This is a genomic window from Virgibacillus flavescens, assembly GCF_050574275.1.
Taxonomy (GTDB): Bacteria; Bacillota; Bacilli; order Bacillales; family Amphibacillaceae; genus Virgibacillus_F; species Virgibacillus_F flavescens.
In genome coordinates, this window is record NZ_CP192260.1 from 835,812 (window position 1) to 850,313 (window position 14,502).

The 14,502-nt window shown below is 39.2% G+C and carries 12 protein-coding genes; 8 read left to right on the top strand and 4 right to left on the bottom strand.

Going from position 1 to position 14,502, the window contains the following annotated elements:
* Positions 1-29: 29 nt before the first annotated feature.
* Positions 30-1,390, top strand: a protein-coding gene (locus VBD025_RS04210; RefSeq protein ID WP_430787785.1) for an IS3 family transposase whose coding sequence is annotated in 2 segments (ribosomal slippage) — positions 30-486 and positions 486-1,390 — 1,362 coding nt in all. Because the reading frame shifts where the segments join, the coding sequence is not laid out codon by codon here.
* 273 nt (positions 1,391-1,663) lie between these two features.
* On the opposite strand, the gene VBD025_RS04215 is transcribed toward VBD025_RS04210, so the two are convergent.
* Genes VBD025_RS04215 through VBD025_RS04230 form a run of 4 tightly spaced genes read right to left on the bottom strand, consistent with a single transcriptional unit; the run spans position 1,664 to position 4,282 of the window.
* Positions 1,664-2,293 carry an ATP-binding cassette domain-containing protein gene (locus VBD025_RS04215; protein WP_430789576.1) on the bottom strand — a complete coding sequence of 210 codons (630 nt, stop codon included), beginning with the start codon at positions 2,291-2,293 and terminating at the stop codon, positions 1,664-1,666.
* Positions 2,294-2,308: 15 nt separating this feature from the next.
* Complete coding sequence (gene modB / locus VBD025_RS04220) at positions 2,309-2,986, bottom strand: molybdate ABC transporter permease subunit (protein WP_430789578.1); 678 nt, start codon at positions 2,984-2,986, stop codon at positions 2,309-2,311.
* Between the two features lie 24 nt (positions 2,987-3,010).
* Positions 3,011-3,781 (bottom strand): molybdate ABC transporter substrate-binding protein, encoded by a 771-nt coding sequence (gene modA, locus VBD025_RS04225; RefSeq protein WP_430789581.1) that lies wholly within the window; start codon positions 3,779-3,781, stop codon positions 3,011-3,013.
* Between the two features lie 9 nt (positions 3,782-3,790).
* Positions 3,791-4,282 (bottom strand): DUF1189 family protein, encoded by a 492-nt coding sequence (locus VBD025_RS04230; protein WP_430789583.1) that lies wholly within the window; start codon positions 4,280-4,282, stop codon positions 3,791-3,793.
* A gap of 253 nt (positions 4,283-4,535) precedes the next feature.
* Here VBD025_RS04230 and VBD025_RS04235 point away from each other — a divergent pair, with 253 nt between their 5' ends.
* From VBD025_RS04235 to yycF, 7 genes are all read left to right on the top strand, one after another.
* The gene (locus VBD025_RS04235) at positions 4,536-5,483 is read left to right on the top strand and encodes a YybS family protein (protein ID WP_430789585.1); all 948 of its coding nucleotides are present in this window, start codon (positions 4,536-4,538) and stop codon (positions 5,481-5,483) included.
* A gap of 30 nt (positions 5,484-5,513) precedes the next feature.
* A complete protein-coding gene (locus VBD025_RS04240) occupies positions 5,514-7,487 on the top strand; it encodes a DHH family phosphoesterase (protein ID WP_430789587.1) in 1,974 nt (657 codons plus the stop codon).
* On the top strand, positions 7,484-7,933 hold the full coding sequence (gene rplI, locus VBD025_RS04245; RefSeq protein WP_430789589.1) for a 50S ribosomal protein L9: 450 nt from the start codon (positions 7,484-7,486) through the stop codon (positions 7,931-7,933). The genes VBD025_RS04240 and rplI overlap by 4 nt, the downstream gene beginning before the upstream one ends.
* 872 nt (positions 7,934-8,805) lie before the next feature.
* The gene (gene dnaB, locus VBD025_RS04250; protein ID WP_430789591.1) at positions 8,806-10,176 is read left to right on the top strand and encodes a replicative DNA helicase; all 1,371 of its coding nucleotides are present in this window, start codon (positions 8,806-8,808) and stop codon (positions 10,174-10,176) included.
* 177 nt (positions 10,177-10,353) lie between these two features.
* On the top strand, positions 10,354-11,643 hold the full coding sequence (locus VBD025_RS04255; RefSeq protein ID WP_430789593.1) for an adenylosuccinate synthase: 1,290 nt from the start codon (positions 10,354-10,356) through the stop codon (positions 11,641-11,643).
* A 427-nt stretch (positions 11,644-12,070) separates the two neighbouring features.
* Positions 12,071-13,480 (top strand): peptidoglycan DD-metalloendopeptidase family protein, encoded by a 1,410-nt coding sequence (locus VBD025_RS04260; protein ID WP_430789595.1) that lies wholly within the window; start codon positions 12,071-12,073, stop codon positions 13,478-13,480.
* 311 nt (positions 13,481-13,791) lie between these two features.
* Complete coding sequence (gene yycF, locus VBD025_RS04265) at positions 13,792-14,496, top strand: response regulator YycF (protein ID WP_430789597.1); 705 nt, start codon at positions 13,792-13,794, stop codon at positions 14,494-14,496.
* Positions 14,497-14,502: the final 6 nt, after the last annotated feature.

The following is a 14,502-nucleotide window of genomic DNA, read 5'->3' on the forward strand; positions in this document are numbered from 1 at the left end:
ACACCCAATTAACAATAGGAGGTGCCTGGATGAGAAAGATGACAGAGAAGGAAAAACACGATGTTGTGCAACGTTATATAAAAGAGAGTTATAGTTATCGGGGCTTAGCGAAAGAAAGCGGGATTGACGAATCTGTATTACGCTATTGGGTAAAATTATATGAGTATCATGGAAATCAAGCTTTTCAATTTCCCTATACAAACTATACGCCAGCCTTTAAGCTAGATATAATTACGTTTATTGAAGAGAAGAATTTCTCTCTTCGAGAGGCATCGGCGATCTTCCACATTCCTGATCCTGCTATGGTTCGGAAGTGGAAGAAAAAGTGGGAGACTGGTGGATTCGATGCCCTTAAACCAACACGGAAGGGGAATCCCCATATGACAGCACATCAAAAGAAAAATTCGAAGAATGAAAAACCTGCTAAGGATCCTATAGAGGAAATGCAAAAAGAACTGGAACACTTGCGTATGGAGAATGCCTATCTAAAAAAGTTGAGAGCCTTAGTTCAAAACAAGGAAAAATCACCAAACAAGACAAAGCGAAAGTAGTCTATGAACTAAGGGTCGAATTCGCGGTAAAAAAACTTATAAAGTTGGCAGGTATTCCGCGGAGTACCTACTACTACTGGGTAAAAACATTTAATCGAGCTGACAAAGATACCACATTAAAGTCATTGATCCAATCGATTTATCATGAACATGATGGACGGTATGGCTATCGTCGCATTCAATTAGAATTAGCAAATAAGGGATACCTAGTGAATCACAAAAAAGTGCAGCGATTAATGAAGGCGTTAGGCTTGAAAAGCCTTGTTCGCATAAAGAAATACCGTTCGTATAAGGGCAAAGTTGGTAAGACTGCTCCCAATATCTTAAATCGCGATTTCAAGGCGGAAAAACCAAATGAAAAATGGGTGACCGACATTACAGAATTTAAATTATTCGGAGAGAAACTTTACTTATCTCCTGTTCTTGATTTATTTAATGGCGAAATTATCTCCTACACGATTGGTTCTAGACCAACCTACTCCCTAGTCTCCGACATGTTAGAAGCGTCTTTGGAGCGCATCACGGATAATGATGAACTGATTATCCACTCGGATCAGGGGTGGCACTACCAGATGAAAAAATACCGCCAAGCTCTAGAGGAACGTGGCATCACACAAAGTATGTCACGAAAAGGAAACTGTTATGACAACGCCGTTATTGAAAATTTCTTCGGAATTATGAAATCTGAATTTCTTTATCTCAACCAATTTGAAAGCATAGATCACTTCAAACAAGAGCTAGTAGAATATATGGATTACTATAATAACAAACGAATAAAAACAAAATTAAAAGGAAAGAGTCCGATTCAATACCGAACTCTTTCCCAACAAGCAGCTTAACGAAAAATCTGTCCAACTTTTCGGGGTCACTTCAAGAGCGCTCTGCGGGGCCTTCAGACTCGTGCTGTTCCCGCAGGAGTCACCGCCCTCCGCTCACCAGCCGCCCTAAGGTGCGCGACTGCCAGCAGCGGAAATCTCGTTTCTGTTACATCGCGGTTTATTGCCGGAGTGTGGAAAACAATTAGCAATATCATACTTTGACCAATTTTGGGATAATAAGGTTTCTGTCCTCAAACATGTTGTGGAGAATAGGTCGGACGAGGAATAGCTTACTTATTCGATCTGCTCAGGATGTAATTTGCCAGTTTCAATCCGTAAAATTCGATTTCCAACTTTTTTGGCTTCGTTATAATCATGTGTAACCATAATTACAGGAATTTTCCATGTCTGGTGCAGGCGAATAAGTTCGTCCTGACATTCGGCGCGGTTATTCGCATCAAGGGAAGAAAACGGTTCGTCCAATAGAAGTGCGTCTGGTTTCATAGCAAGTGCGCGAATAAGTGCTACCCGCTGTTTTTCACCGCCTGAAATTTGTCGTGGATAGCTGTCCAATAACTTTCTGACTCCTACTACATCAATTAATTTTTCAGCGAGAGTAAGATCCTTCATGCCATAATGAATATTTTTTTCAACAGTCATATGAGGAAACAATGCATAGTCTTGGAACAGGTATCCTACGTTTCTTTTTTGGACGGGGATATTTTTTTTATGCTCATGGAAAAATAACTGCTGATTTAATGAAATTGTTCCCATGTCTGGATGCGTCAGTCCAGCTATGCAGTTTAATAACGTGGTTTTTCCAGAGCCGGAAGGGCCGAACAGTACTACTATTTCATTGTCGACTTCAAACTGTATCTCAATTAAAAAGTTCTTTAATTTTTTTGTGATATCAACTGTAAGCATTTTATCGGTCCTTCCTTATTTTTCACTTGAAAATCGTAGAATATTCCTTCCACTCCACCAATTTAGCCACAATATTGCAGAAAAGCCGATGATGAGCATGCTTATTACCCAAAAGACTGCTTTATCAGTATTCCCTGACTCTACAGCAAAATAAATAGCTAGCGGAATGGTGTCCGTTTTATTCGGGATATACCCCGCAATCATAAGTGTGGCCCCAAACTCTCCAAGCGCTCGCGCGAAGGTTAGAACCAGACCCGCTAAAAGACCAGGCCATGCAAGCGGAAACGAAATGGTCCAGAATACACGCCATTTAGAAGCGCCAAGTGTGTAGGCGGCGTTTTCAATGGATGAGTCGTAGGTTTGGAAAGCGGCAGACGCACTTTGATACATTAATGGAAAAGAGACAACTGTTGCAGCAATTACAGCACCGATCCAGGTAAAGACCACTTGAAACTCAAAAGTTTGCAACAAAAAACTCCCTAAAGGGCCGTTTTTACCAAATAAATATAATAATCCGAAGCCCACAACCGTTGGGGGCAAAACTAAAGGAAGCATTAAAAGTGATTCTATTATCCGTTTTCCTGGAAAATTATTTCTTGCTAATAACCGCGCAAATAATATTCCGAAGACAAGTACGATACAAGTGGCAATGCCAGCTATTTTAAACGATAAGAAGAACGGTGTGTAGTTCAATGACATTGCACCTCCATACTCGTATTAATAGTCAAAACCATAGTTATCGAAAATCGCTTTAGCTTTATCTGATTGAAGGAATTCCAGGAATGTTTTTGCCGCGTCCTGATTTTCACTCGTCTTTACGATAGCGGCAGGATAGACAATTGGTGAAAGTAATTCTGTATCGACTTTCTTTAAGACTTTAACTTTTTCTGCCCGCTTGAGGTCACTCCCATAGACAAATCCGATTTCAACATTATTTGACTCCACATACGTAAGAACCTGTCGGACATCTTTCGCGTAAACAAGATGAGGGGTTAAGCTTTCCCATAGCTTTAGTTTTGTTAATGCTTCTTTCGCATAACTTCCAGCAGGAACACTTTCTGGATTCCCGATTCCTATTTGCCCCACTTTGTCAGCATTAAGATCAGTTAAGGAATCTATGTTTGTATCATTCGTTTCATTCGTAATTAGAACAAGACTATTTTTGGCGAAGTCTATCTTGGTATTGGGAAGGATCAGTTGATCTTTTTCCAATACATCCATCCAATGCTGGTCAGCCGACAGGAAAACATCCACTGGTGCACCTTGTTGAATTTGCTGCGCTAGTTTTCCTGAACCACCTAAATTGTACGTAATATGTATATCCGGGTGCGATTTTTCGAAACTGCCACTAATTTCGTCAAGTGCTCCAGTGAGGCTGGCGGCAGCAGAAACAAAAATTTCCTGTTTGTCTGCGTTCGAAGTCTTTGTATCACTACAAGCAATTAGCGTGATTAGAATGAGGAACATACATAAAAGGTTTTTAAACATAGTACCTCCTTATTTGATCATTTTTTTTCGTTTCGGATAAACTGTAATCACGGTAAATAAGACTATTATGGAGTAGATGAAGAACACCCACAGCATGCTATCGTCAAAAGAGAACAGAAGAGCAATAACTGAATATAGTATAAATGGGATTGTTGTAGCATAGGCGCCCATTTTCCAAAGCAATGGAAAGCGAAGTTTCCGCTTAAGAGCTGCAGCTATCCATGTAAATATATACGCTACTATCGATAAAGCGATAAAGACAATGATGGTTAAAGGCAGATAGTAAAACATAAAGAAGTATATCAGCTGAAAGAATATGGCCATATCAGAACCTGGAATACCGGAACCAGTGATTCGGTCTATCAGTGCAGGGACAGCGACAATTCCCATTACAATAAACATGTACAAAACGGTAACATCCATCCCTATGCGGTTTAAAGCAAAGACAGCATTTTTACTTGGTAATTTTATACTTTGTAAAAAGGCGTTAAATAATATCATATGGATTCATCCTTAAGAAAATAATGACGTGCGTGTACGTACTATTATAGTAAACATCAGCCTTAAAGTCGCCACTTGACTTGAATAAATAATGACATTTTGACTAACTATGATAATATTCGACAATTATTGCCCGGGAAATAATCGATATTCAGCCAATCCTTCAACAATTAGAACGAAAATCGTGTTATCATATTATAATGAGATTAAAAGAATCAAAGGATTTTTTACAATTAATGAGGTGCAGTAATAAATGAATCGATCAAAAATGCTTACACACGGAGCTCTTCTAACAGCTATATTTATTGGGTTGTTATTGGCAACTGTTTTTGTTCCGTTAATTGAAATTGTTACAATGTTTATACTGCCAATACCATTTATTATTTTTGCATATAAATATGACTGGAAGCCTTCATTGGTTATGTTTACGGCAGCTATACTATTATCATCTTTATTAGCCACTATATATTCCCTGCCAATTACGGTTTTAATGGGCCTTGGCGGTGTGATGATTGGTAGTGCTATGCATAAGAAGCTAACAGCATATGAGACGTGGGCACGGGGGACGCTTGGGTTCGTCGTCGGATTGCTGTTGATTTTTCTGATCAGTCAGCTGTTGTTTAATGTTAATTTGCTGGACGAAATATACAGTACGATTGATGCTTCCATGCAAACGAGTCAGCAGTTAATGAACCAGATTGGTCTAGGCGCACAATCAGAGGAACAACTCCAATTAATGGAAGAACAGCTGGATATGCTCAAAGTATTATTACCAGTTGGAATAGTGCTCCTAGCAATTATGCAGGCATTTGTTGCCCAGTGGATTGGCTATAGAGTAGTAAATAGGTTAGAAAAGAAGAAATTTGCTTTTCCTCCTTTTCGAAATTTGCAGTTCCCGGTATCGTTAGTCTGGATTTACTTTTTTGCACTAATTATTTCTTTGTTTGGTCTTGACCCATCAAGTGCTTTCTACCATGCTATAAATAACGTGCTTGTGTTAGCAGGCTTATTGATGACGTTACAAGGTTTTTCATTTATTTTCTTCTATGCGCATCAAAAGAATAAGTCTAAAGCGCTTCCAATAGTGTGTGTCATTGTAACACTGTTACTTCCGACTCTATTACTTTATCTAGTTCGCATCTTAGGTATAATAGATATAGGATTTCGACTGCGTGATCGCATTTCAAAGGGTAATAAATAAAACAGGAATAATGTGTAGGAGTTGGATTCCATGTCAGATATACAAAGTAAACCAAAACTAAGCAGACATTTATGGATGATCTATATTGTATCGATTATTTTGCTTGGATTTATTTGGTACTTCCAATGGATAATTGGTCTCGTCATGACAGTTGTTCTTTTTGGGTCATTTTATTACAGTGTACGGACAGAAAGAACGCTAATAAACGAGACAGAAGAATATATATCAACGCTTTCTCACCGTGTCAGAAAGGTTGGAGAAGAAGCGTTATTAGAGATGCCAATAGGTATTGTGCTGTTTAATGAGGACTATTTCATTGAGTGGGCAAACCCTTATATGAACCGGTTTGCTGCAGAAGATACATTAGTGGGCAATTCATTAAATTTATTATCGGAAGAACTCGTTCCAATGATTAAAGAAAATAAAAAAGAAATCTGGTTCCAGTTAGATGGTTATCAATTTCAAACCGCAATCAAAAAACAAGAACGTCTACTGTATCTGTTTGATCGAACGACTCAAACTGAAATTCAACAGCTGTATCATAATGAACAGACGACACTCTCCATTATTTTTCTTGATAATTATGAGGAAATCACACAAAACATGGATGACACGGTTAAGAGTCAGTTGAATTCAAAGGTCACTTCCGTTTTAAATAACTGGTCGCATGAAAACGGTATGTATTTAAAGCGTACTTCGCAGGATAGATTCGTTGCAGTAGGTACAAAAGAGATTCTCCATCAGCTTGAAAAATCAAAGTTTGATATTCTTGACGAAGTTCGAGAACTAAACGCTGATCAGAATATTCCTGTGACACTTAGTATCGGAATTGGTCTTGGAAGTGTTGATCTTCCTGCACTTGGGGAGCTTGCTCAGTCCAGTCTTGACTTGGCTCTGGGTCGAGGTGGTGACCAGGTCGCAATTAAAGATGATACAGGTAAAGTTCGGTTTTACGGTGGGAAAACAAACCCAATGGAAAAACGAACCCGGGTTCGAGCAAGAGTTATATCACACGCATTAAAACAGCTGGTTAAAGAAAGTGACAATGTAATCATAATGGGGCACAAGTCACCAGATATGGATTCAATTGGTGCATCCATAGGTATTTTAAATATAGCTAAAACAAATGGAGTGGATGGCTATATCGTATTTGACCCTGAAGATGTTAACACCAGTGTATATAGACTCGTGGAAGCGGTTCGGGAAGAAGAAAGCCTATGGGAGCATTTCGTTGAGCCAGATGAGGCAGAAGATATTATAACCAATCGCAGCTTAGTTGTAGTAGTGGATACACATAAGCCATCACTTGTTTCTAATGAAAAATTATTAAATAAAACAGAATATAAAGTAGTAATTGACCACCATCGCCGTGCAGAGGAGTTTATTGAAAACCCTACGCTTGTGTATATGGAGCCGTATGCTTCGTCAACCGCAGAACTGGTAACAGAACTGCTTGAATACCAGCCGAAAACACTCAAACTGAAAATGCTTGAGGCAACTGCGTTATTAGCCGGTATTATTGTAGATACGAAAAGCTTTACGTTGCGAACGGGATCTCGTACTTTTGATGCCGCATCCTACTTACGATCGAAGGGTGCAGACACCATATTGGTGCAGCAATTCATGAAAGAAGATCTGGACGTATTTATCAAACGAAGTAAGCTGATAGAACGCGCAGAAGTTCACAAGAATTCTATTGCCATTTCAAAAGGCAAGCCAGGTGAAATATACGGATCGGTGTTAATTGCACAAGCTGCAGATACACTGTTAACAATGAGCGGTATAAATGCATCATTTGTAATATCAGAGCGAAGTGATGGTAGAATTGGAATAAGTGCTAGGTCTTTAGGAGATGTGAACGTTCAGGTTATCATGGAGAAAATGGATGGCGGAGGTCATTTAACAAATGCAGCCACACAAATTGATGACACATCAATTGGAGATGCCGAAGCACTATTAATAGAAATACTTGAGGAATATTTAGAAGGAGGAGACGTACATTGAGAGTAATTTTCCTAAAAGATGTTAAAGGTAAAGGTAAAAAAGGCGAAGTGAAGAATGTCTCTGATGGCTACGCACGAAACTATTTACTGAAAAACAATATCGCTGAGGAAGCTAATGCAGGTAATGTGAAAGCTTTAGAAGCGAAAAAGCGAAAAGAAGATCAACTCGAACAAAAGGAAAAAGAAGAAGCAATCGCTTTAAAAGACACATTGGCTGAACTAACAGTTGAAATGAAGGCGAAGTCAGGAGACGGTGGTCGCCTGTTCGGATCGATAACGAGTAAACAGATTGCAGAAGCACTAGAAAAAGAGCATGGATATAAGATCGATAAGCGAAAAATAGAACTTGACCAGCCTATTCGAGCACTTGGTTATACAACAGTTCCAGTGAAGATTCTTCCTGAGGTATCTGGTTCCATTAAGGTACATGTTTCTGAACAAAAATAAAGGATAAGCTTTCAGGCTCACTGCACTGATTAATCGAGCGTGAGCCTTTCTTTTTATACGTTAGGAAAGCATAAGGGTTTTATCTTTCTAAAACATGCTATTAGTTACTTTTGTCGTAGTTGATGGATAATGCGACGTGATTTTAAGTATATTTCCTTGCTGCCGTCCAGGATCGTTGCGGGCGGATGCGCACCTTAGGGCACGGCTTCAGTCTCCTTGCCCCGACAAGGGGGTATGCCAACGTTGTCCGCAAAGGACGGTTTTAGTTGGCCGTCCTCTTAAGAATTCTTTTCTGCGGGGCCTTCAGACTCGTGCTGTTCCCGCAGGAGTCACCGCCCTCCACTCACCGGGACTGGTAAAGCTATTGATGTCTTTGTATCTTTTTCTACTAATGCATGTTGAAATACAAGTGCTATCAGGTGTGCAGTTAATATGTCCTCGACATCCACATTTCGTCAAGAGATTGGAGCGGATGGCAGTCGACTCCTGCGGGAGGACAGGCATAGGTGAGACCCCGGAGTGCGACAGCACGAGGAGGCTCACCAGCCGCCCGCGGAAAGCGACTGCCATCTGCGGAAATCTCGTTGCTGTTACTTAGTGGTCTATTTCCGGTGTGGAAAACAAACAGAAGTTACGTCGCAGTATAGAGATTTTGTGTCACTAGGAAAATTGATTGCGGGATATTCAACTATTTCTGAGAGAATCACCTTATTTTATTCTGCGAAAATCGAGTAATAAGTATAAAAGTTTAGAGCAAATGCCCGTATAAGTAAAACTTCGGCTTTCGCCATTAAAGCTTGGCGATTAGCCAAGTTTTCTAATACATTCACCAGGTATCAACTATTATACCTCTATACGAGGGGGGAACTAATGTGAGTGACACATGGAATGATCGTACACCACCACATAATATCGAAGCAGAACAAGCAGTAATAGGAGCTATATTTTTAGAGCCTGAAGCATTTTCCAGTGCATCAGAGCTTCTTTTACCTGAAGATTTTTATAGAGCCAGTCATCAGCGCATATATGAAACGATGATGAAGCTGTCAGATAAGGGAGAACCAATTGACTTAGTCACAGTAACGACCTCTTTATCCAATGCTAAAACACTGGACGAAATAGGGGGAGTTTCGTATTTAACTGATATAGCAGGAAGTGTTCCAACAGCTGCTAATATTAGTTACTACAGTAAAATAGTTGAAGAAAAGTCAGTATTACGGCGTTTAATTCGAACTGCCACCGATATTGTGACGACAAGTTTTTCCAAGGAAGATGAAATAGATGATGTTTTAAATGAAGCAGAAAAAAGCATCCTTGAAGTATCGCACCGAAAAAATTCTGGGGCATTTAAAGCAATTAAAGACGTGTTAATTGATGTGTACGATAATATTGAAACGCTGCATCACCAGGATGCAGATTTAACTGGTGTGCCCTCAGGCTTCCGTGACTTGGATCGTCTAACCTCAGGGTTTCAGCCAAATGATTTAATTATTATTGCTGCACGTCCTTCAGTTGGTAAAACCGCATTTGCCCTCAATATCGCCCAAAACGTAGCGATTAACACCGACGAAAATGTAGCGATTTTCAGTCTGGAGATGGGGGCTGATCAGCTTGTCTCAAGGATGCTGTGTGCGGAAGGAAATATCGACGCCCAGCGCTTGCGGACAGGAAACCTTCAGGCTGAAGACTGGAGTAAGCTGACAATGGCAATGGGCAGTTTATCCAACGCAGGTATTTATATTGACGACTCCCCAGGAATTCGTGTCAGTGAAATTCGCTCTAAGTGCCGTCGTCTAAAGCAAGAGAACGGTCTCGGAATGATCGTAATCGACTATTTGCAGCTGATACAAGGAAGTGCAAATTCTAAGGATAACAGACAGCAGGAAGTATCTGAGATATCCCGTTCATTGAAAGGTCTTGCGCGTGAACTTAAGGTTCCGCTTATCGCTTTATCACAGTTATCGCGTGGCGTGGAGTCCCGTCAGGACAAACGGCCAATGATGTCCGATTTACGTGAATCGGGAAGTATTGAGCAGGATGCTGATATTGTAGGATTTTTATATCGTGATGATTATTATGACGCTGAATCAGAGAAACAAAATATTATTGAGATTATTATTTCCAAACAACGTAATGGCCCGGTGGGTAACGTTGAGCTTGCCTTTGTAAAAGAATATAACAAATTCGTGGACCTTGATCATCGGTATAGTGAAAACGATGTTCCGCCACCGGTTTCTGTTTAAATTTGAAGAAGTGTGCATCCTAATAAAAGGGAGGCACACTTCTTTTTATTTTTTACCGAACGTTAATAATAACTTGTTACCAAACGTTCGTATTTCGTCTTGACTAATTCATGCTATATTGGTAAAATTACGCTGTTACGTATTAAAATACAAATTATAAGTTAGTGGAGGTGCACTATGTCCTCAGTAGTAGTAGTTGGAACGCAGTGGGGAGACGAGGGAAAAGGTAAAATTACCGATTTTCTTTCTCAAAATGCAGAAGTAGTTGCAAGATACCAGGGTGGAAATAACGCTGGACATACGATTAAGTTCGACGGAATTACGTACAAATTGCATTTAATCCCATCTGGAATTTTCTTTTCAGATAAAATTTGTGTACTAGGAAACGGTATGGTTATTGACCCGAAAGCGTTTGTAGAAGAGCTTGCGTATTTGCATGAACGCAATGTAAACACGGACAATTTACGAATTAGTAATCGTGCACATGTTATATTACCGTATCATTTAAAACTCGATATCCTTCAAGAAGAAGAAAAAGGAATAAATAAAATAGGAACTACGAAGAAAGGCATCGGTCCTGCATATATGGATAAAGCAGCTCGTGTCGGAATTCGTATTGCTGATCTGATGGACAAAGAAACATTCCGTTCAAAAGTAGAGCAAAACGTAAAAGAAAAAAATCGTTTATTTGAAAAAGTTTACGAAGTTGATCCTGTCAGCGTGGACGAAATTGTTGACGAGTATTATGAATATGGTCAGCAGCTTGCCAAGTATGTTGTGGATACTTCAGTAGTACTTAATGAAGCACTTGATACTGGTCGTCGCGTTCTGTTTGAAGGTGCACAGGGTGTAATGCTTGATATTGATCAGGGAACATATCCATTTGTGACATCTTCTAATCCGATTGCAGGTGGGGTTACCATTGGTTCGGGTGTTGGACCAACAAAAATTAATCATGTTGTAGGTGTATCAAAGGCGTATACAACTCGCGTTGGAGATGGACCATTCCCAACAGAACTTCATGATGCAACAGGTGATCAGATTCGTGAAGTCGGACGCGAGTATGGCACGACTACAGGAAGACCACGCCGTGTTGGATGGTTTGACAGTGTTGTTGTAAGACACGCTAGACGTGTAAGTGGAATCACGGATTTATCGCTCAATTCAATTGATGTATTAACTGGAATTGAAACATTGAAAATTTGTGTTTCCTATAAGTATAAAGGGGAAATTATGAATGAATTTCCTGCCAGCTTATCCGTATTAGCAGAGTGTGAACCGGTCTATGAAGAAATGCCTGGGTGGACGGAAGATATTACAGGGGTAAAGAGTCTGCATGATCTTCCTGCAAATGCACGTCATTATCTTGAGCGTATTTCACAGTTAACAGAAATTCCGCTATCAATCTTTTCTGTCGGACCAGACAGAAATCAAACAAACGTCGTAAGAAGCGTATATAGTTCATAAAAATAACCCTCTCTTTCAGGATAAAGAAAGAGAGGGTTATTTTTTTATTTAACTGGAGTCTGAGATCGATAATATTCCAGTTTGTAAATAATGTTTCCCTGGAAAGGCAGGGTTTTTGTTTAACGCATGACATATTTCCTATATGCTGATAACAAAATTTACTTATTTTACCAAAAAAACAGGTATTTCTACATAATTCGATAAAACAGCTTGTAACAAACCTGTAATAAAAACAAGGATATATTCTACTAAAGGAGTTATTATTCCCTTATAGTGTAATTATACACCTTGAAATGTGTCAAAATCTGTCTATTATTATACAGTTACTTTACAGTTCCCTATACCCTATTACGTTACTTCTAAACATATGGTAAATTGATAAAGGACATTGAGAAAGTCCAGTTAGAAATCAGGGGGAACAAAAATCGTGTTTACTAATCATACATATTTAAGTAATTTGAAAAAAATTATATTTCTAGTAATCCTGGCCATTGGCTTATCGTTTACAAGTACTGTTTCAGCAGCTTCTAGCGATCTAGGTGTGGTATACCATGTCTACTTGGACGGAAAGCATATTGGTAAGGTTAATGACAAAGCGGTAGTACAGGAAATACTAGATAAAAAAACCGCATCTGGTGAAAAACAATTCGAAAATATGAATATCACAGTTGGTGAAAATATTTCGTTTGTTTCAGAGAAAGTTTTTAATCCTACATATGATAATTTGAAGGTTGCCGGAATAGTAAAAAGCGGTACTTCTATCAAAGCTAAAGCGGTGGAACTATCTATCGCAGGTAATACAGTAGGCTACTTTAAAGATAAAAAAACAGTTGAGCAAGTTATTAAAGCCTATAAGGCAAAATACGTTAGTGAGGATGTCCTGGATAACCTGAAAAAGCAGGATGCAAAACCAGTGCTATCGGTAGATGAATCTGCAATTACGGAAGTTGCTTTATCAGAAGAAGTGAAATTAGCAGATAGAAAGATATCGCCTGAAGATGTACGGACGGTTAAACAAGGGGTTAAGCTACTCGAAAAAGGTACATTAGAAGAAAAGAAACATAAAGTCAGTAAAGGAGAGGTCCTTGTTGAAATTGCCAGACAGTATGACCTTTCAAAAGAAAAACTTTTCGAACTCAATCCATCTATTCAAGAAGATTCTGTTTTAAGTATTGGGGATGAACTTAACGTTACCGAATATGCTCCTTTTGTGAATGTAATTGTTAAAAAGAAGAAACTAGTAGAAGAAACAATTGAGCACAAAACTAAAGTTATTGAATCAGACGATTTATATAAAGGTGAAGATAAAGTAAAACAAGAAGGTAAAGATGGAAAGCAGGAAGTGCAATACGCTATAGAGATGATAAACGGTAAAGAAACAGGTAAAAAGGTAATAGAAGAAACAGTTATTCAGGAGCCAGTAAAAAATATTATTATTAAAGGTACAAAAGTAATTTCGTCACGCGGTACTGGTGATCTGCATTGGCCAGCTATTGGCGGTTATGTATCCAGCCACGTGGGTCAGCGCTGGGGCCGCATGCATAAAGGAATGGACATCGCCCGTCCAAGTAACCGAGCTATTCTAGCTGCAGATAATGGTGTGGTAGTTGAAACAGGTCGTGACGGAGGATTTGGCAATAAAGTTGTCATCAACCATAACAATGGGATGAAAACGATTTATGCGCATCTCTCCTCTATTCAAGTGAGTCCTGGACAAACAGTAGAACGAGGGAGCAAAATAGGGGTAATGGGAACTACAGGGAACTCAACAGGTGTACATTTACACTTTGAAGTACATGTAAACGGCTCACTAAAGAAACCTTCAGACTTTTTTTAATCTAATAGAAAAACAATAGACTAACTCGATGAATAAGATTGAGTTAGTCTATTTTTATATACAACTAAAAAAGTTTATATGTGGTACGAATATGTGGATCTACTATATTCGAAGATGCTAAGTAAGGTTGAAAAGATATAATTTAAATATCCACTGCTTTTTTAGTAGCCACTTGGGTTCCACAAAGTTTGATTAGGATGCATTTTTAAAATGCCCCCGTGGACAACCATGCATTTCGTATCAAACAGAGAGTTTTCTGACTGAGTATGATAAAATGAAGAATAAGAATGTCATAAAAGGATGTGGCCAATATGAGTCAAAAGATATTAGTGGTAGATGATGAACAACCAATTGCAGATATATTAAAATTCAACTTAGAAAAAGAAGGATATAGCGTTATTTGTGCTTACGATGGAGACGAAGCGATCGAAGTTGCGGAGGCTGAAAAGCCGGATTTAGTATTACTGGATATTATGCTTCCAAACAAAGATGGAAATGAAGTTTGCCGGGAAATCCGAAAAACACAATCCATGCCGATTATTATGCTGACAGCAAAAGATTCGGAGATAGACAAAGTGCTTGGTCTTGAGCTTGGTGCGGATGACTATGTAACAAAGCCGTTCAGTAACCGTGAGCTTATTGCCCGAGTTAAAGCAAATCTTCGCCGTCAGGAAGTTGTTCCGGACGATACAGTGAAAACAACAAAGGATATTGTGATAGGTAATCTGACTATTCACCCTGACGCTTATGCGGTTACACGGGATGGAAGTCAGGTTGAACTGACACATCGCGAATTTGAACTGCTTCATTATTTAGGCAGGCACATCGGACAGGTGATGACCCGCGAACATTTACTTGAAACCGTGTGGGGCTATGATTATTATGGTGATGTGCGAACAGTTGATGTAACGGTTCGTCGCTTACGTGAGAAAATTGAAGAAAGTCCTAGTAATCCTGTTTGGATCGTCACACGACGAGGTGTTGGTTATTATTTGCGTAATGCTGAGCAGGAGTAGTTTTTT

Bases quoted from the DNA above. Each gene is read 5' to 3' on its own strand.
- VBD025_RS04215 (WP_430789576.1), bottom strand. From the start codon at position 2,293: ATGCTTACAGTTGATATCACAAAAAAATTAAAGAACTTTTTAATTGAG.
- modA (WP_430789581.1), bottom strand. From the start codon at position 3,781: ATGTTTAAAAACCTTTTATGTATGTTCCTCATTCTAATCACGCTAATT.
- VBD025_RS04230 (WP_430789583.1), bottom strand. From the start codon at position 4,282: ATGATATTATTTAACGCCTTTTTACAAAGTATAAAATTACCAAGTAAA.
- VBD025_RS04235 (WP_430789585.1), top strand. From the start codon at position 4,536: ATGAATCGATCAAAAATGCTTACACACGGAGCTCTTCTAACAGCTATA.
- VBD025_RS04240 (WP_430789587.1), top strand. From the start codon at position 5,514: ATGTCAGATATACAAAGTAAACCAAAACTAAGCAGACATTTATGGATG.
- VBD025_RS04255 (WP_430789593.1), top strand. From the start codon at position 10,354: ATGTCCTCAGTAGTAGTAGTTGGAACGCAGTGGGGAGACGAGGGAAAA.
- yycF (WP_430789597.1), top strand. From the start codon at position 13,792: ATGAGTCAAAAGATATTAGTGGTAGATGATGAACAACCAATTGCAGAT.